Annotated in this window: 15 protein-coding genes and 2 pseudogenes; 14 read left to right on the plus strand and 3 right to left on the minus strand. The window is 61.2% G+C overall.

The genetic code is table 11. The annotated features are described in order from the left end of the window. Position 1 precedes the first annotated feature (1 nt). The 10 genes and pseudogenes from CWR53_RS12765 (at position 2) to CWR53_RS12810 (ending at position 10,868) form a co-directional block, all read left to right on the plus strand. Positions 2-403, plus strand: a complete 402-nt coding sequence (locus CWR53_RS12765) for a TIGR03750 family conjugal transfer protein (protein ID WP_100851745.1) — start codon at positions 2-4, stop codon at positions 401-403. Next, positions 400-1,038, plus strand: a complete 639-nt coding sequence (locus tag CWR53_RS12770) for a PFL_4703 family integrating conjugative element protein (protein ID WP_100851746.1) — start codon at positions 400-402, stop codon at positions 1,036-1,038. Before CWR53_RS12765 ends, CWR53_RS12770 begins: the two co-directional genes overlap by 4 nt. Next, complete coding sequence (locus tag CWR53_RS12775; RefSeq protein WP_100851747.1) at positions 1,038-1,844, plus strand: TIGR03749 family integrating conjugative element protein; 807 nt, start codon at positions 1,038-1,040, stop codon at positions 1,842-1,844. Before CWR53_RS12770 ends, CWR53_RS12775 begins: the two co-directional genes overlap by 1 nt. Beyond that, positions 1,834-3,342: a TIGR03752 family integrating conjugative element protein gene (locus CWR53_RS12780; protein WP_100851748.1), complete on the plus strand. Its 1,509-nt coding sequence runs from the start codon at positions 1,834-1,836 to the stop codon at positions 3,340-3,342. Before CWR53_RS12775 ends, CWR53_RS12780 begins: the two co-directional genes overlap by 11 nt. Next, on the plus strand, positions 3,305-3,724 hold the full coding sequence (locus CWR53_RS12785) for a TIGR03751 family conjugal transfer lipoprotein (protein ID WP_100851749.1): 420 nt from the start codon (positions 3,305-3,307) through the stop codon (positions 3,722-3,724). The genes CWR53_RS12780 and CWR53_RS12785 overlap by 38 nt, the downstream gene beginning before the upstream one ends. Further along, on the plus strand, positions 3,724-6,465 hold the full coding sequence (locus CWR53_RS12790) for a conjugative transfer ATPase (protein WP_100851750.1): 2,742 nt from the start codon (positions 3,724-3,726) through the stop codon (positions 6,463-6,465). The genes CWR53_RS12785 and CWR53_RS12790 overlap by 1 nt, the downstream gene beginning before the upstream one ends. Before the next feature lie 222 nt (positions 6,466-6,687). Then, positions 6,688-7,664: pseudogene (locus tag CWR53_RS12795) on the plus strand (TIGR03756 family integrating conjugative element protein). Next, positions 7,664-9,019, plus strand: coding sequence for an integrating conjugative element protein (locus CWR53_RS12800; protein WP_100851752.1), 1,356 nt, complete (start codon positions 7,664-7,666; stop codon positions 9,017-9,019). The pseudogene CWR53_RS12795 and the gene CWR53_RS12800 overlap by 1 nt, the downstream one beginning before the upstream one ends. Beyond that, positions 9,016-9,321, plus strand: coding sequence for a hypothetical protein (locus CWR53_RS12805; protein ID WP_100851753.1), 306 nt, complete (start codon positions 9,016-9,018; stop codon positions 9,319-9,321). The genes CWR53_RS12800 and CWR53_RS12805 overlap by 4 nt, the downstream gene beginning before the upstream one ends. Positions 9,322-9,330: 9 nt before the next feature. Then, positions 9,331-10,868, plus strand: a pseudogene (locus tag CWR53_RS12810) (conjugal transfer protein TraG N-terminal domain-containing protein). Between the two features lie 3 nt (positions 10,869-10,871). Here the strand turns inward: CWR53_RS12810 and CWR53_RS12815 are convergent. Further along, the gene (locus CWR53_RS12815) at positions 10,872-11,231 is read right to left on the minus strand and encodes a hypothetical protein (RefSeq protein WP_181405426.1); all 360 of its coding nucleotides are present in this window, start codon (positions 11,229-11,231) and stop codon (positions 10,872-10,874) included. 463 nt (positions 11,232-11,694) lie between these two features. Between CWR53_RS12815 and CWR53_RS12820 the strand changes: the two genes are divergently transcribed. From CWR53_RS12820 to CWR53_RS12830, 3 genes are all read left to right on the plus strand, one after another. Then, positions 11,695-12,060, plus strand: coding sequence for a DUF3085 domain-containing protein (locus CWR53_RS12820; RefSeq protein ID WP_100851755.1), 366 nt, complete (start codon positions 11,695-11,697; stop codon positions 12,058-12,060). Positions 12,061-12,355: 295 nt separating this feature from the next. Further along, entirely contained in the window at positions 12,356-12,676 is a 321-nt protein-coding gene (locus CWR53_RS12825; protein ID WP_258313152.1) for a hypothetical protein, read from the plus strand. 88 nt (positions 12,677-12,764) lie between these two features. Further along, the gene (locus tag CWR53_RS12830) at positions 12,765-13,703 is read left to right on the plus strand and encodes an ArdC family protein (RefSeq protein ID WP_100851757.1); all 939 of its coding nucleotides are present in this window, start codon (positions 12,765-12,767) and stop codon (positions 13,701-13,703) included. Positions 13,704-13,788: 85 nt separating this feature from the next. Here the strand turns inward: CWR53_RS12830 and CWR53_RS12835 are convergent, their stop codons facing one another. Together CWR53_RS12835 and CWR53_RS12840 are read right to left on the minus strand one after the other, a co-directional pair. Next, positions 13,789-14,154 (minus strand): histone-like nucleoid-structuring protein, MvaT/MvaU family, encoded by a 366-nt coding sequence (locus CWR53_RS12835; protein ID WP_100851758.1) that lies wholly within the window; start codon positions 14,152-14,154, stop codon positions 13,789-13,791. 125 nt (positions 14,155-14,279) lie between these two features. After that, the gene (locus tag CWR53_RS12840; protein WP_100851759.1) at positions 14,280-14,474 is read right to left on the minus strand and encodes a hypothetical protein; all 195 of its coding nucleotides are present in this window, start codon (positions 14,472-14,474) and stop codon (positions 14,280-14,282) included. 223 nt (positions 14,475-14,697) lie between these two features. On the opposite strand from CWR53_RS12840, the gene mobH reads away from it, so the two are divergent. Continuing rightward, entirely contained in the window at positions 14,698-16,416 is a 1,719-nt protein-coding gene (gene mobH / locus CWR53_RS12845; RefSeq protein ID WP_100851760.1) for a MobH family relaxase, read from the plus strand. Positions 16,417-16,462 lie beyond the last annotated feature (46 nt).

Consider the following 16,462-nt stretch of genomic DNA (forward strand, 5'->3'; position numbering starts at 1 on the left):
CATGTCCGACATCCCTGCCATGCTGCCTGACGGCACACTGGCCTTCCTGCCGGAACGCCTCAACCGCGACCCGGCCGTACTGCGCGGCCTCACCAATGATGAGATGTGGGTCGCATTGATCGTCGGTGCCGCGCTGGGCGTGATTCTCGGTGCGCCGCTGGCGGTGGCCACCGCCTCCATCGCGACTCTACCCACCTGCATGTTCTTGTGCATGACGTTGGTGTTGCTTGGTGGCGGCAAGCTGCTGCGCCGGGCCAAGCGCGCCCGCCCGGAAACTTGGTTGTACCGGCGCCTGCAGTGGCACTTGGCGGTGCACTGGGGCATCGGTTCGCACCAACTGATCCTGCATTCGGGGCCGTGGACCGTGCGCCGGACTCGCCGGCATAGGAGGGCCAACCCATGAGCCGCTTCCGCAACAAGGTGGATGCGCAGCAGGCGCATATTTTCAGCCTGCGCCTCGCCGTGGCAATCCTAGCACTGCTGTGCTGCGGGCTCTGGTACGGCTGGCAGGCCACGCCCTCCGAGCTCACCATTCATGTACCGCCTGATCTGCGCTCCGGCAGCACGCGCAAGTGGTGGGATGTGCCGCCCGAGAACATCTACGCCTTCGCCCTGTACATCTTCGGCCAACTCAACCGCTGGCCCACCGACGGTGAGGTCGACTACCACCGCGCCATCTTTGCTCTGCAGCCCTACCTGACGCCAGCGTGCAAGACCTTCTTCGACGGCGACTTCGAATTTCGCAAGGCCGCCGGCGAACTGCGGGGCCGGGTGCGTGGAGTGTATGAGGTGCTGGGCCGCGGCTACAGCGACGACCCCGATCTTCGTGTGAAGCAGCTGGATAAGCACAGCTGGCTGGTCAAGCTCGACCTCAACGCCGACGAGTACTACGCCGCCGAGCCGGTAAAACGCGTGGTCGTGCGCTATCCGCTGCGGGTGGTGCGCTTCGACGTCGACCCAGAACGTAATAAGTGGGGCCTGGCGCTGGACTGCTACGAAGGCACACCGCAGAAGCTGACGCTGCCGGGAGGTGCGTGATGATGCGTGTCTTGATCCCGATTCTAGTGATGGCCAGCGGCTGGTGTTCAGCGGTCGGCGCCGTCGAGGTCAAATACTGGGACCGCCTACCCTTGGCCGTTCCGCTCACAGTGGGCCAAGAGCGGGTCTTGATGCTGGACGAAGACGTTCGCGTTGGACTGCCCAGTGCGATCGCCAGCAAGCTGCGCGTGCAATCCGTCTCTGGTACGGTGTATCTGCGCGCCGCCGAAGCGCTTCCCCCTACCCGGCTGCAGCTGCAGTCGGTAAAGACGGGCGACATCATCCTGATCGATATCGAGGCGCTTGAGGGCAGCGAGGCGCTGGAACCGGTCAAGATCGTGGCCCAGACCCAAGCTCCGGACACGAAGACCGAGAAGGATGCAGCACCCGTGGCGACGCCGGTACCGGTGGTGCTTACCCGGTATGCCGCGCAGAACCTCTATGCGCCTCTGCGTACCGTGGCGCCATTGCCTGGCGTAAGGCGTGTGCCGCTGACCGACTCCATCGCATTCAGCACCTTGCTGCCCACCGAGCGGGTTTCGATCAAGGCGCTTGCTGCGTGGCGGTTGGGTGATTACTGGGTAACGGCGGTAAAGATTGTGAACCGCGGCCCCGGCAAGGTCGCGCTGGACCCGCGTCACCTGCAGGCGACGCTGTACGCTGCGACATTCCAGCACGCAGATCTTGGCCTCGCTGGCACACCTGAAGACACCACCGTGGCCTACCTCGTCACCCGCGGAAGCGACCTGAAGCACGCGCTGCTGTTGCCCCCGCCCACACAGGAGGCTGCCGATCATGAAAGCTAACAGCCTGCTGAAGTGGTTGGTACCCGGGGTCCTGCTGGGCGTCGTGCTGATCATCGGCAGATCCTGGATGGCCTCGCCGGAAAGCCAGACCGCGCACGATCCGGACAAGACCACACTCAGTGCGGAACAAGCCAAGGCCCTGGGCATCGCGGGCGATACCCCGCGCGACACCGTGGCCACGCTGATCGGCCAGGTCAAAGCGATGCGCAGCGAGATGCAGACGCTGAAGAAAGGCAATGATGCGCTACAAACCGAGAACAACCGGTTGCGCTCTCGCGAAGGCAATATCGACACGCGCATTCAGAGCACCTTGAGCAGCGTCACCCAGCAAGTCACCGAACAGCGCCAGCAGGCCAACGATGCACGGCAGAAGGCCGAACAGCAGCACCGCGAAACACAGGGCCTGCTGTCCAGGCTCAAGGACCAGCTCACCAGCAAGCCGGCCGCGAAGTCGGATGTGCCCGCAGGCTTTGGTCTTGAGCCAGGCGACGAGCAACAGTTTTCTGGTGCGCATTCAGCGCCTGACGCAGTACAGTGGATTGAACCGTCGACTGCGCGCGCCGGCCAGGACGACGCCGGCAAAGCAGACGGTCCGCTGTCATCGCTGACGTCGACGTTCAAGGACCTGCACGGCCTGGACAACAACGCCATCGACCGTGGCCAGGACCGTTTGCGTGCCGTCGCCAAAGGCGAGCGTGATTTGGAGAACACTCAGGACCGCGCCGAGGGCGCCAAGCCTGTTTACACCCTCCCTGAAAACTCGACACTAATGGGCTCGATCGCCATGACCGCTCTGATTGGCCGGGTGCCGGTGGACGGCACCGTGAACGACCCTTATCCGTTCAAGGTGCTGGTGGGCCCGGACAACCTCACCGCCAACGGCATCGACCTGCCGGATGTGGTCGGCGCGGTCATGAGCGGCACCGCTGCCGGCGACTGGACGTTGTCCTGCGTGCGCGGCCAGGTCGAGTCGATCACCTTTGTCTTCAGCGACGGGACCGTCCGCACGGTGCCACAGCCGCAGAAGGTCGTCAGCCGCAATCGCAGCAGCGCCCAGACCTCGGACACCGAGAAGACCCGCGGCGGGTTGGGCTACATCTCCGATCCCTACGGCATTCCCTGCATCTCCGGGGAGCGCCGCTCCAACGCCCAGCAATACCTGGGCAGCCAGAGCCTGATCACCGCGGCCGGTGCCGGCTTCGCTGCGGCCCTGGGCAGCGAGCAGACCAACACCTCGTTCATCAACTCGGCCGGCGGCAGCTTGGGCTTGACCCAGAACAGCGGCAACAGTGCGCTGAACTCAGTCATCAGCGGTGGCATTGGCGATATCCGTGAGTGGATCAACAAGCTCTATGGCGAAGCTTTTGCCGCCATCTACGTGCCGCCCGGGGCCAAGGTAGCGCTGCACCTGGATCACGAGATCAGCATCGACTACGAGCCGAAAGGCCGGAGAGTGAACCATGAAAGCCCATCCGTTTCGGTACTGGATCTGGATTAGTCTGCTGCTCGCCCTGCACCTGAGCGGCTGCTCCACCAGCAAGGAGGAAATGCTGCCCCACGGCGATCAAACCATGCTGGACATCTGGAACGGCGGTGGCTCCGTCGGTTCCCAGCAGCAATTGCAGGAAGCGCGTGGCGAATTGCGCCGTCCGGTGCTCGACCCTGAACGCCTGATAGGCAACCAAAGCGCTTACACGCGAACGGTTGCCAACGAAATCCGCGCCCAGTTCCCGCGCCTGCCCAACCCGGACCTGATCATGTACGTGTACCCGCACCTGGCCGGTACCCAGCAGACCCCGGTACCAGGCTACTCGACGGTGTTCCCGCTGTACGAGAAGGTCCAGTACGCACTGCCCGGCGAACGCCTGGACGATCTGTGATGGCCGATGACGCAAGTCGCGACCCGCCACGCTGGAAGCCCTGGCGCGGTGCACAGCGCCGGCGCGCGACGCGTGCCGACGAGGCCGCCCAGTATGCCCACAATCCCAGCTTTGCTGATCACCTACCCTGGGTCGAATACCTCGAGGACGAGCAGTGCTTTCTGCTCGACGACAACCGCTCGGTGGGCGCGGTGTTCGAGCTGCAGCCGATCGGTACCGAGGGCCGTGAGCCCGAGTGGTTGATGGCGGCCCGCGACGCCCTGGAAGATGCGCTGCAGGACAGCTTCGACGAACTGGACCAGGCGCCCTGGGTGGTGCAGTTCTTCTGCCAGGACGACAGTGACTTTGCCCCGTACCTCGAACGCCTGGAGCGCTATATCGCGCCGAGAGCTCGCGGCACACCGTTTACCCAAGCCTTCCTCGCTTCGATGCAGCGTCACCTCGACGTCATCGCTAAACCAGGCGGGCTGTTCGACGACCATGTCGTGTCCCACCTGCCCTGGCGCGGCAGCAACCGGCGGATTCGCCTGGTAGTCTACCGCTGGCTCGGGGACCAGGGTGACGAAGACGGGCAGAGCCCGACTCAGCTGCTGACCCGCAGCTGCGACCGCCTGGTGGCCTCACTGCAGGCCTGCGGGGTCAACCCTCGCCGGTTGACCGGCCGCGACTTCTACACCTGGTTACTGCCCTGGTTCAACCCGTCTCCAACCCTCACCGACGAGTCCCCCTCGGCGTTCTATCGACGCGTGCCCTATCCGGAGACGGACGACGACGAGGAGCTGCCGCTGCCATTCGACCACGATTTTGCCGAACGGCTGTTCTTCCAGGAGCCGCGCTCCGATAGCGAACAGGGCCTCTGGTACTTCGATCAACAGCCCCATGCGGTGATGGTGGTCGACAAGCTGCGCAGGCCGCCGCATATCGGCCAGCTGACCGGCGAAACGCGCAAGGGCGAGGCGTTGAACGCCTTGTTCGATCAATTACCTGAGCAGGCGGTGATGAGTCTGACCCTGGTGATCACGCCCCAGGATGTGCTCGAAGAGCAGCTCAACCGCCTGGCACGTAAAGCCATCGGCGAGAATCTCGCCTCCACCCAGACCCGCCAAGACGTGGAAGAAGCGCGCGCGTTGATCGGGCGCCAGCACAAGCTGTACCGCGGCACATTGGCAGTGTACTTGCGCGGTGCGGATGAACAACAGCTGCGCCAGCGCTCGGTTCAGGCCGCCAACGTCCTGCTCGGTGCCGGCCTGCAGCCGGTGCGCGAGGGCGATGAAGTGGCGGCGTGCAACAGCTACCTGCGCTGGCTGCCGATGGTCTACAACCCGGCCCGCGACACGCGCAACTGGTACACCCGGCTGTTGTTTGCCCAGCATGTCGCCAACCTGCTGCCGCTTTGGGGCCGCAGCATCGGTACCGGCAACCCGGGCATCACGTTCTTCAACCGTGGGGGTGCACCGCTGTCGTTTGACCCATTGTCACGTTTCGACCGCTCGATGAATGGCCACCTGCTGCTTTTCGGACCGACCGGCGCTGGCAAGTCGGCCACCCTGGTCTCAATCCTGATGCAGGTCATGGCCGTGTACCGGCCGCGGCTGTTCATCGTTGAAGCAGGCAACTCCTTTGGCCTCCAGGGCGACTATTTCGCCACGCTCGGATTATCCGTCAACAAGCTCCAGCTCAAACCTGGCAGTGGCCTGAGTCTGGCGCCGTTCGCCGATGCTCGTCGGCTGATCGAGCACCCGGACCAGGTGGCCAGCTTGTCGACCGAAGACCTGGATGAACCCGCACCGGACAGTGATGAGCAGCGCGATGTGCTGGGCGAATTGGAGATCACCGCACGACTGATGATCACCGGTGGTGAAGCCAAGGAAGAGGCACGCCTGAGCCGCGCGGATCGCAGCCTGATCCGCGAGTGCATCCTCGATGCCGCCCAGCACCGCGCAGCCGCCGAACAACAGGTGCTGACGCGGCATGTCCGCGATGCCCTGCGCCAGGTCGCCAGTGACGCCCATTTGCCTGACAAACGCCGCGAACGCGCCCAGGAGATGGCCGAGTCCATCGACCTATTCTGCCAGGGATTTGAGGGCGCGCTGTTTGACCGGCCCGGCACGCCCTGGCCAGAGAGCGATGTGACAATCGTCGACCTCGCCACCTACGCCCGTGAGGGTTACGAGGCGCAGATGTCGATCAGCTATATCAGCCTGATGAACACGGTAAACAACATCGCCGAGCGCGATCAGTATCTGGGGCGACCGATCATCATGGTCACCGACGAAGGCCACATCATCACCAAGAATCCGCTACTCGCCCCCTTTGTGGTCAAGGGCACGAAGATGTGGCGCAAGCTGGGCGCCTGGTTCTGGCTGGCCACGCAGAACCTGGCCGACTTCCCCGACGCGGCGCAGACCATGCTCAACATGATCGAGTGGTGGATCTGCCTGAACATGCCGCCGGCGGAAATCGAGGAAATCGCCCGCTTCAAAAAACTCACGCCGGCGCAAAAAGCGCTGCTGCTCTCCGCGAGCAAGGCCTCGGGCAAGTACACCGAGGGGGTAGTCCTGTCGAAGAACCTGGAAACGCTGTTCCGCGCGGTGCCGCCGAGCCTGTACCTCGCACTGGCCATGACCGAGCCCGAGGAAAAAGCCCAACGCTGGCGATTGATGGAGGAGCACCAGCAGTCCGAGCTGGAGGCCGCCCTGCAGATCGCGGCGGAGATCGATCGCCTGCGCGGCATGTTGTGAGCGATACCGGCAGGACTGTTCGCAATCCCTTAGTTCAGCAAAAAATTGACAAGAGCACATTTGTACTCTTTCGGTATTTTGCCTGACTAGCTCTGCCAGATCAGCCGCCAGACGAAATCGATAAACCCGGGCTCAGTTTGTCTCCCCTCCTCCAGTGCCGGATCCGGGATGCTGAAACTTGGCGCATGGATGCACACCGCTGCCACCTGCTGAGCGTTGCCCATGAACGTGACCGCCTCCACCCACTGCAGATCACCGATGCCCAGGAAGGTTGGCCGAAGTTGTGCCTTCACTGCGGCGGTTCTGCTCCTCGCCACCGAGCAGTGCCTGGCACTGACCACCCCGACCATCATCGCCTCCGTCACTTCGCTGCAGTGCCTAGAGTACCGGGTCGTCGGGATCTGCTACTGGCTGCTGTGCACGCCGTTCGGCTGCACGGTGCGCACCTCGCCGAAGATCCGGCATTTCATTCCCGAGCTGGTGGTGTCGAGTTACGCCGACACCGGCGCCAACCCCTGGAGCGAGATGTCGGCACTGTCGATGCCGACGTCAGCATCCCAAGGCGGTGGCAACCTCATCACGCCTTCGCTGCAGCGCGATAACCTGCCTCGGTTCAAGAATGTCGACGGCATCGGGCACCCCGGGGGGCTGCCCTGACAGCCTTGGCACACACGTTCGGCTATGCCTGCCCAAGCGGTGCCGTGCCGTTTGCGCCCTACTACCTCAGCACGCTCGACCCGCTGGCGTGGCGCCAGGCCATTCCCGAGTCTGTCTACCCGCAAGCGCTGGTGCCGGGAATGCGCGAGATCGGCAACCAGGCACTCGGCGACATGTGGGGTAGCGTCTACCCACGCCACGGTTTTCTGGTGCAGCCCGACGATTTCAAAGCGGCTGCCGTGATGACTCAACGCGCCAGTGACTTCATCACCCGCGCAGGCCAGCCGCATGTCTACCTGCCGCTGCAGCCGATGCCCGCGCCCGGCTACTGGCCGCCGCAGCCGGTGATTGAGAACAACGTCAACAACCACCGCTGGCAATTGCTCACGCCGGTGATCCAAAGCACCTGCGCCATCTTCCCCAGCCCAACGATCCAGAGCGCCGACGGCGCCTATGCCTGGTCGCTGTGGCGTCCGTACCGCTGCTGCCAGCGCATGGGCCAGACCTTCCTATTCAGCATCGATTTTGACGGAGGCCAATGATGAAGACCCTCTCGCTCGGTTTGCTGTGCTTCCTCGTCTATGCCGTGGGCCACGCCGCCGAGAACGGCTACCACCTTGGTGACCAGGCTCCGGTGCTGGACGACCGGGTGATGTACACCATCGGCGGCGGTTCGGCGGCAGGAGCACCCTCCTCGCTCTACCGACCCAATGGCCTTGGCGTGGGCATGTCTTGGCGCGCCAACATGATGTGCGGAAACATGAACCTCTCGAACACTCTGCAAAACCAGCTCAATGGCGCCACCCAGGGTTTCCAGCAGATCATGGGCAACGTTATCCAGAACGCCACGCAGGCGGTGATGTCGCTGCCGGCGATGATCATCCAGCGGGCCAATCCCGGGCTGTATGAGCTGCTCAGCAATGGTGTTCTGCAGGGACGGATCGACTTCGACCGCTCCAAGCTCACCTGCCAGGCCATGGCGGCGAAGATGGCCGACAAGGTCGACCAGGCCGGCTGGGGCGCGCTGGCGCAGAACCAGGAGATGCAGCACAACCTCGAGCAGTCCGGCGGTGACGCCGTGACGGCAGTGAAAGACACCGAATCCAATAACGGCAACAACGGCGTCAGTTGGGTCGGTGGGCAAAAAGCCGGTGGCAACGGCCAGCAACCCATCCGGGTGACGTCGGACGTCGTCAAAGCCGGCTACAACCTGCTGCACAACCGGGCGGTCGAGGATCCCTCAGCGCTTGGTTCGGGTTGCCAGAATGGCGCCATCTGCCAAGCCTGGTCGAGTCCCGAGGAGGCCTCCGAGTGGGCGACGCGTGTGCTCGGGGAAACCGAGGTGCAGACCTGCGACGACTGCGAGACGCTGCGCGTGACTGCCGGTACCGGCCTGTCACCGCTGATCCAGGAAGCCTACACGGAAAACCTGGAAGGTTTGCAACGCATGGTCTCAGGCGCCGAGCAACCCACCCCGGATAATCTCGGCAAAGTCTCCAGCCCGTTGCTGCAGGTCTCTCGCGGTGTCATTGAGGGGCTACGCGACGACCCCGACCAAAACTTGCTCGCCCGGCGCCTGGCCAGCGAAACCGCGCTGTCGAGCGTGATCTACAAGGCGATGCTGCTGCAGCGCACGCTGTTCGCCGGACGTCACGAGCCTAACGTGGCCTCGACCCAGCCCGCCACCACTGCCCTCAACGGCAACGTAGAAACCCTCGAGCGCGAGATCCGCTTGCTGCAAACCGAGCTGCAGGTGCGCCAGTCGCTGGCCACGAATACCGCCAGCCTGGTCCTCGACCGCCACGCCGGCGGTGCCGACGCCTCGCGTAGCATCGATCAGCGTGATCCGGAGCCGGACCGTTTGCGCCGAGCCGAACAGGAGAGGAGCACGCCATGATCTTGTTTTCGGTGAGGTCCACGCTCGCGCGTGTGCTGATGATCCTCGGCGTCATGTTGGCCATGTTTCTGATTGCTTGGATGGCGCTGCACCTGTCCGCCACCCAGCTTGACTGGGTCCAAACAGCACGCTCAAGCACGCCTCATTTCGCGTGCTGGCGCGTGCTCTTGTACACCCTGATGTTCGCCGGGTGGGCCGCAGCGTCGCGCAGGCGGCCCAAGCCTGAAGATCAGCAACGGCTGAAGCGTCTGGGCTTGATCGGCTTGAGCTCGATCATCCTGGTCGAACTGTCTCGCGTGTGAGGTGCACCCATGAACATGAGCACCAACAGCTACCTCGAGTATTACCTCTCGCTGCTGGCCTGGATCATCAATAACGGCATCTGGAACACCTTGGCGGACACCGGGCTGTTCGCCGCTCCGTTCGGCGCGATCATCCTGCAGGAATGGCTGTCGGCCCGCCAACAGGGTACCGACGAGGGCAACAAGGGGCTGTTGTCGATCCCCCGCGTCGAGAACCGGCTGTGGATGAGCTACGTGGTCATTCTGTTTGGCTGCATGCCGTTCTTTCCGCTCAACCTGTCCTCCGTGAGCTTTGACGATGCGGCGAGCCAGCGCTGCGGGATTTCCATGGCCAAACCTGCGGATACGGCTTGGGGCGCAACCTTCAACACCATCGGCGAAAAATCCGCGAACGTGCCCGTGTGGTGGTTCCTGGTGCATGCCATGAGCAAAGGCATCACCGCCGCGGCGACGGCGTCGATCCCGTGTGCACCCGACATCCGTGCAATGCGCATGGAGATCGACAGCTCGCGGATCAACGACCAGGTGTTGCTGCAGGAAGTTGCCGATTTCACCCGAGACTGCTACGGATTTTCGCGCTCGCGGCTGTTTACCAATCGGCCCGATTTGGACGAATCCCAGAGCTACGACGCGTCCTGGATAGGCTCGACCTACCTACTCAACACACCCGGCTACTACGATACCGATCGCTCACGAATGCCCAGGCTCGATTGGCCATACGACGAGACGAGAGACACCTCACTGCCCCAGCTCGACAACGGCGCTGGTTATCCCACCTGCAAGCAGTGGTGGAGCGATGGCACCATCGGATTACGTGATCGCTTGGTGGCCGAGGTCGATCCGTCACTGATGGCGCAGCTGCGAGGCTGGCTGACCGGGCGCACCACGACCGAGATCGAAGACGCTACCTTGCGCGAGCTGGTGAGCCCGCGGCAACAGTCATTGAGCATGGCACCCGGGCAAGTGTTCCAGGACTACGGCAGCAGTGCCAGGGGGGCTCACTAACGCAAGGGCTCAACAACCTGGCCACCAACACCGGCCTGGCCCTGGGTTCTTTCAGCAACTTCCCGGCGATGAATGCCTTGCGTGCAGCCCTACCTATGGTTCAAGCCTTCCTGATCATGGGCACGATCATCAGTTTGCCGCTGGTGCTGCTGATCAGCACTTACCAGCTCAAGGCGCTCATGACGATTACGTTCGCGCTGTTCACCTTGCACATGCTGACGTTCTGGTGGGAGCTTGCGCGCTGGATCGATTCGAGCATGCTGGAAACGCTGTACAACCAAGTATCCGCCACCGACCAGCTGCTTTTGTCATTACCGACGGCAGGATTCATGGACGGGACGGTTACCGCGCAGGTGATCGAGTACGTTATGGGCGCAATGTTCGTGGTGCTGCCGATGTTTTTCCTCGGCACGATGAGCTGGGCTGGTTACAACGTTGGCAGCAACGTTCAAAGCTTGCTTACTCAGGGCGCGGAAAGCGCCAAACTTCAAGCTGGGAAAGGATCATCTCAAGTTGTCGGGGGTATTCAAAAGCTCAAATAAAAATCAGCGTAGTGATCCGTGGTCGTCATACATTTCAGGATACTTGAAACGATGGCGAGGGTGACTCACTTCGAAAATATCAGGCTCATTATCAGGTGCAGTTATTGGCAATGCTGCGATTGTCCAAAGCGCAATCATCCCAAGCGCTAAGAAAAGCGCAACTGACGCAACCGCAAGCAAAATGAGCAACTTGAAAATCTGCAAGCCAAATTGCCGATACTTGCAGGGCACTGAAGCTAATGCACTGGAGTGCAGCACCGTCGTTTCGAGTCGCTTGACCATCCGGCCAGCACTAACCGCAGCGTGTATGCAATGCTTGCCGATGCTGGTCCGACTGGAGGTTGAAGAAGCTGTAGTCGACATTTGATTGGCTCCTTTCCCGTCATCTCGCTAGCGGCCATTTGGTGACAGCCAACTTGGATCCAAGCTTTAGCTTACTCTTCTGCCGCTGATTTCCATGACCGTTTATCACCTGAGGGTAGCGAATTATCACCGGTGGCGCTCAGTGGACTGGTTCGCTCGACCCGTGCGAAAAACACCATTGACGCCATGTCGGTTCGCTTGTTAAACCAATTGTGCAATCGCTGGTTTTCCAGCATCCCAGGTAGCCGTAACCTTTGAGGCTACGTCACGTTTGTGATGGTTATCCCCAAATGCGATTCGCGTTCGGCAGCTCGCATGGTCACCGTTCCCCGGTGATGAACGCCTTCCTATCCCCATAGCTCATTGAGCCCGCGTCTTCGACGCCCCCAAACCCAATCCATTCCAGTGCTGGGAATTCTCCCGCATGGGTGGCATTCCTCCGCACCTTCTGGAGGATCTCATCATGCTGCGTTTCACAGGCACTGAACTTCACGCCGTGTTAGCAGAGGCCGGTATCAACGGTTGCAGAGTGATATTGGTCAAAGACCACGGCGTCTACCTCATGTCAGAGGTTGGCGAAAGCAAACCAGATGGCGGTGGGCGCAAACGCGTGGCCTACGCCACCGGTTGCAACCCTGGCGTCGACGACTTCGACACCTGGTGGAATCGCGCCCGCGATGAATTTGGCGGCGATGATTTTGCCGAGTACTTTGACATCAATGATCCCGTTCTCGCCAGCCTTCGCGGCACTGCAGGATCGCTGGTGGTCGAGGCCACCTCCACCCACCTGTACCTGGCCGCCGAGGTTGATCCAGCGGAAAAAGCTTGAACGTAAAAGCTAGCACTTCGCGCTTCCCGAGAGGCACCTAGCGGACCTTTCGGGAGGCATTACACAATACGTTCAGACTGAGTGGAGATCGCCACTGGTCAGGAATTCAAGGCCGATAGTCTTCCTTGGAACGCCCTGGATAGAGCCGTTCAAAAGAGGTCAGGATGGGAGATTGACCTCACGCTCAGGCGCGTTTTAATGGACGGACGCCCCCTGCTCGGCGGGTTGATCGGATCGGGCAAATCCACATCAAACCTCAGAAAGGTGGCGCGGAATCTGCTAACCGGAGGCCACCATGTCCAGGATGAACCACCTCTCCACTGCCATTGTGCTGAGCCCAGGTGTCTGGCGGCAGTTCATTGAACCTGCCACAGGCGAGGAGCCGGTTGGACAGTCCGCTCTGCGCTTGGCAGAACTACTCAATAGCGCGCTGACCTCTGCACCGCTTGCCCTGCACCGTCCCATAGCACTGCAACTCGACCTGCTGAGCAACGGCACTTCAGAAATTGCCCATCTGCCGCAGCTTCAGCTGGCTCGTGTCACACCACGCAGCGGCCCGGCTTTTTTGCCCGTCCGACTGCCTGATGAGCGCGCGGTAGACATCGCCGCCCTCTGACCCACTCAGCACCGTCGCAGTCTCCTCTACCCCCACCGGGAACCCTTCCCGGCCGGGCAGCGTTCCCCCTTCACGACCGGAGAACGCCATGTCCGATATCTACTTGGACGTCACCAACAAGATCCTCAGTGCCCTCAGCCAGGGCGTGATCCCTTGGATCAAACCTTGGACCACCGCAGGTTCGAGCGCTGACTCCCCATTCCCCATCAACGCCATTACCCGGCGGCCTTACGCCGGCATCAACGTTCCACTCTTGTGGGCCGAGGCCCGCCTGCGAGGGTTCACCCAGGATCGCTGGCTGACCTTCAATCAGGCACGCAAGGCTGGCGGCCATGTGCGCAAGGGCGAGCAATCCACCCTCGCGGTACTGTACAAACCGATGAGCAAGGAGGCGCATGACGAGGACGGCCAAGTCGTTCGCGATGAGCAGGGCAACATCAAATTGGTGCAGTTCGCGATCCTGCGCACACACTGCCTGTTCAACATCGAGCAGACCGAAGGCTTGCCTGACGAGGAGCCAGTCTCCACCGAGCACACTGACCCCGCGACCTTCATCGAGCATGAACCGGCCGAGCAACTGCTGGTCGCCAGCGGTGCGCGCATCGAGCATCGCTACAGCGATGATGCGTTCTATCAGCCGATTCGTGATCTGATCCAACTACCTACGAAGGCGCAGTTCGAAGACGTTGGCAGCTACTATGCAACGGCTCTGCATGAGCTGACGCACTGGTCGGGCCACCGTACTCGTCTGAACCGTGAAGGTATCACCGGCGGGCATGCATTCGGCTCTACAGCATATGCCTTCGAGGAGCTGGTCGCAGAAATGGGCGCCGCGTTTCTCTGCGCACTCACCGGTACCACAGGTGAGTTGCGTCACGAGGAATACCTAGCGTCCTGGCTGAAGATACTCAAGGAAGACAAACGAGCCATTTTCCGCGCCAGTGGTCAGGCCCGGGAAGCCTCTGAGTACCTGTTGGCCTTGCAGTCTGGTCAAGCCACGGATACGCCAGCTCGTCTCACCGCGTGATTTCACTCACCCAGCAAAAAGGCCCCTATCCGGGGCCTTTATTTTGTCAGCAGCGCGACTTATACCGCTGTCAGTAAGTCAGTGATTACTGCACCCAGCTCTCAACGGTGTCCGAGCCGTGCTCCTGCTTCCACTGTTTGAGGATCTTGTGGTTGCCGCCCTTGGTTTCCACAACCTCACCGCTCTGTGGATGCTTGTAGCGTTTCACCTCGCGAGGCTTGCGCTGGCTGCTGCTGGACGCACTCGCGGTCGGTACGCTCAAGCCCTTGGCCGGGTCCAGAATGCTGATCACCTGGCGCAGGCCCATGCCGTACTCTTCCAGCAACGCTTTGAGTTTCTGTTCAAACTCGATTTCCTGCTTCAAACCGGAGTCGTTTTTCATGGCATCCAGCTGTTGCAGCTGTGCGGCCAGTTGCGCTTCCAGTGCTTTGAACTCGGCAAGTTTGGACATGAATGGTGTTCCTAGTTGTGGGACAAGTGCTGGGATAATAACTGAGACTGCGGATTTAGCCGAGGGTTTACTTAAAGCGCACGCGCTCTTACGAGACGCCGGTTAAAACGACCTCGCCTGGTTACTCAATCAGACAAGTGCTGACACAGGTGCGCCACAAGTTGCCGCGGGTTTGCGCTGTTCCCAATCTTGAACACGATATCACGCTGGCTGCGGGGCAGCTTTTTCGCACAACGTTTGGCCGCTGACCGGATGGCCGCATCAGTACCATGAATCCGATCGGCCAGTAACACGACCAATACCGCATCACTCAACTTCATCCGCGCCCCTGCTCTAGCAATCATGCCGGGCAGTCTACCCCCTGAACAAAGGGTCCGCTATTCCGATAGGCTGCCGATCCCGATGTGCCTGGCTTCGGATTATCACACGTGCAAAAAAGGCCAAGGCGGTAAAGGGTAACGGCGGTCAATGGAAAGGGGCGCAAGGGTAAGAGCTCTATCCGAAAAGGCAAAAGGACCTCCCGAACGAACAGCAGGTCATGCGATGAAACGCTGGTGGCTAACATTTCAAAAAGGTAAGGTGGCAGAGCCCGCCCCCACGCCCATCGCCGAGGGCTTCATGCTCCCCCAGTCGGCCGAATCTCTACTCGCCGCTCATCATCGGAGAAAGCTGCTCGAACGCATCTGGCAGTACACGGCCCTCTCCGAAGCGCAGTTTGATCGGCTCTACCTGGAGCCCATCTGCCGCTACGCCAGCTACGTACAGCAACTCCCGGCGAGCGAAAGCCATCATCACGCCTATCCCGGGGGCATGCTCGATCACGGATTGGAGCTCGTGGCCTGCAGCCTGAAGCTACGCCAATCCTATCTGCTTCCCAGCGGTGCTGCGCCGGAAGATCAGGCTGCACAAGCGGATGCCTGGAGCGCCGCGATTGCCTATGGTGCCCTGCTCCATGACATCGGCAAAATCGCCGTCGACCTGCAGGTGGAGTACCAGAACGGTGAGTGCTGGCATCCCTGGTACGGCCCGCTGAACCAGCCCTACCGTTTCCGCTACCACCCAGGCCGCGATTACAAGCTGCACGGCGCCGCGGCGGGGTTGCTCTATGCGCAGATCCTGTCGCCCACCCTGCTCGACTGGCTCAGCGATTACCCCGAATTGTGGAGCCAATTGCTGTTTCTGCTCGCCGACCACTACGAGCACGCTGGGACCCTCGGGGAATTGGTGCTGCAAGCTGACCGGGTCTCCACTGCGCAAAACATCGGTGCTAATCCCGCGAAGGCCTTGCAGGCGCCCAAGCACTCCCTGCAGCACCACTTGCTCACGGGACTGCGCCATCTGATCAAGAACGAGTTCAAGCTCAACCAGCCCGGCGCAGCCGGCTGGCTAACTGAAGACCACCTATGGCTGGTCAGCAAAACCACGACCGACAAACTGCGCGCACATCTACTGGCCCAGGCTGTGGACGGTATCCCCACCTCCAACATCGCTTTGTTCGATGAGCTGCAGTCACATGGATTGGTGGAAGCGACACCGGAAGGTAAAGCAGTGTGGAACGCTACTGTCACGGACGGTGATTGGCAGCATCGCCTCACCTTCCTCTGCCTGCAGCCGAGCCTGGTCTGGGCCGATGAACTCCGACCCGAAGTTTTCAGTGGCACTATTGAGTTTACCGTGGCACCGCCCCTGCCGACCGATGAAACGAGGGAGTCAGCCATAGCTCGGCCAAAGATCGCAGCGGCAGAACAACAGCACACCGTTGTGCCGCTAACTGAGGACTTCGACTATCTCGACGATCTGATGGAGATGCTGCAGGAGCCGGCCGAGCTCCAAGCTCGACCAACTGCGGAAAGCCTGCGGTCTTCCACTTCGCCGGGGCAAGACGACGCGGGATTAGCCTTTATCGAGTGGCTGCGCGAAGGAGTTCATAGTCATCGCTTAGTGGTCAACGACAGCAAGGCCAAAGTCCATACCGTGGACGGCACATTTTTCCTGGTCACGCCGGGCATTTTCCAACGCTACGTAGCTGAGCATCCAGACTCGGCCGAAGCGCCCCCTAAGAGCGATTCCTGGCGTCTTCTACAACATCAATTTGAGAAACTGGATGTCCATCTGAAAAAGCCTAATGGCCAGAACATTTGGACCTGCAAAGTTAAAGGTCCTCGCAAAACGAGCTCACTCAATGGCTACCTTCTGCGCGGTAAGGCAGCGATATCCCAAGAGCCACCGGCGGACAATCCATTTCTTACATTAGTCAGGTAAATCTCCAACGCAATTCCCTTAAGTAGCCCAGGGCTTGAACAATCAA

The sequence above is a fragment of the Pseudomonas sp. SGAir0191 genome (genome assembly GCF_002812565.2).
Lineage (GTDB): Bacteria > Pseudomonadota > Gammaproteobacteria > Pseudomonadales > Pseudomonadaceae > Aquipseudomonas > Aquipseudomonas parafulva_B.

Excerpts from the sequence above, each read along its gene's own strand:
- CWR53_RS12835 (WP_100851758.1), bottom strand. The coding sequence starts at position 14,154 with ATGTCCAAACTTGCCGAGTTCAAAGCACTGGAAGCGCAACTGGCCGCA.
- CWR53_RS12790 (WP_100851750.1), top strand. The coding sequence starts at position 3,724 with ATGGCCGATGACGCAAGTCGCGACCCGCCACGCTGGAAGCCCTGGCGC.
- mobH (WP_100851760.1), top strand. The coding sequence starts at position 14,698 with ATGAAACGCTGGTGGCTAACATTTCAAAAAGGTAAGGTGGCAGAGCCC.
- CWR53_RS12820 (WP_100851755.1), top strand. The coding sequence starts at position 11,695 with ATGCTGCGTTTCACAGGCACTGAACTTCACGCCGTGTTAGCAGAGGCC.
- CWR53_RS12825 (WP_258313152.1), top strand. The coding sequence starts at position 12,356 with ATGTCCAGGATGAACCACCTCTCCACTGCCATTGTGCTGAGCCCAGGT.
- CWR53_RS12815 (WP_181405426.1), bottom strand. The coding sequence starts at position 11,231 with ATGTCGACTACAGCTTCTTCAACCTCCAGTCGGACCAGCATCGGCAAG.
- CWR53_RS12800 (WP_100851752.1), top strand. The coding sequence starts at position 7,664 with ATGAAGACCCTCTCGCTCGGTTTGCTGTGCTTCCTCGTCTATGCCGTG.
- CWR53_RS12785 (WP_100851749.1), top strand. The coding sequence starts at position 3,305 with ATGAAAGCCCATCCGTTTCGGTACTGGATCTGGATTAGTCTGCTGCTC.
- CWR53_RS12770 (WP_100851746.1), top strand. The coding sequence starts at position 400 with ATGAGCCGCTTCCGCAACAAGGTGGATGCGCAGCAGGCGCATATTTTC.
- CWR53_RS12780 (WP_100851748.1), top strand. The coding sequence starts at position 1,834 with ATGAAAGCTAACAGCCTGCTGAAGTGGTTGGTACCCGGGGTCCTGCTG.
- CWR53_RS12840 (WP_100851759.1), bottom strand. The coding sequence starts at position 14,474 with ATGAAGTTGAGTGATGCGGTATTGGTCGTGTTACTGGCCGATCGGATT.
- CWR53_RS12775 (WP_100851747.1), top strand. The coding sequence starts at position 1,038 with ATGATGCGTGTCTTGATCCCGATTCTAGTGATGGCCAGCGGCTGGTGT.
- CWR53_RS12805 (WP_100851753.1), top strand. The coding sequence starts at position 9,016 with ATGATCTTGTTTTCGGTGAGGTCCACGCTCGCGCGTGTGCTGATGATC.
- CWR53_RS12830 (WP_100851757.1), top strand. The coding sequence starts at position 12,765 with ATGTCCGATATCTACTTGGACGTCACCAACAAGATCCTCAGTGCCCTC.
- CWR53_RS12765 (WP_100851745.1), top strand. The coding sequence starts at position 2 with ATGTCCGACATCCCTGCCATGCTGCCTGACGGCACACTGGCCTTCCTG.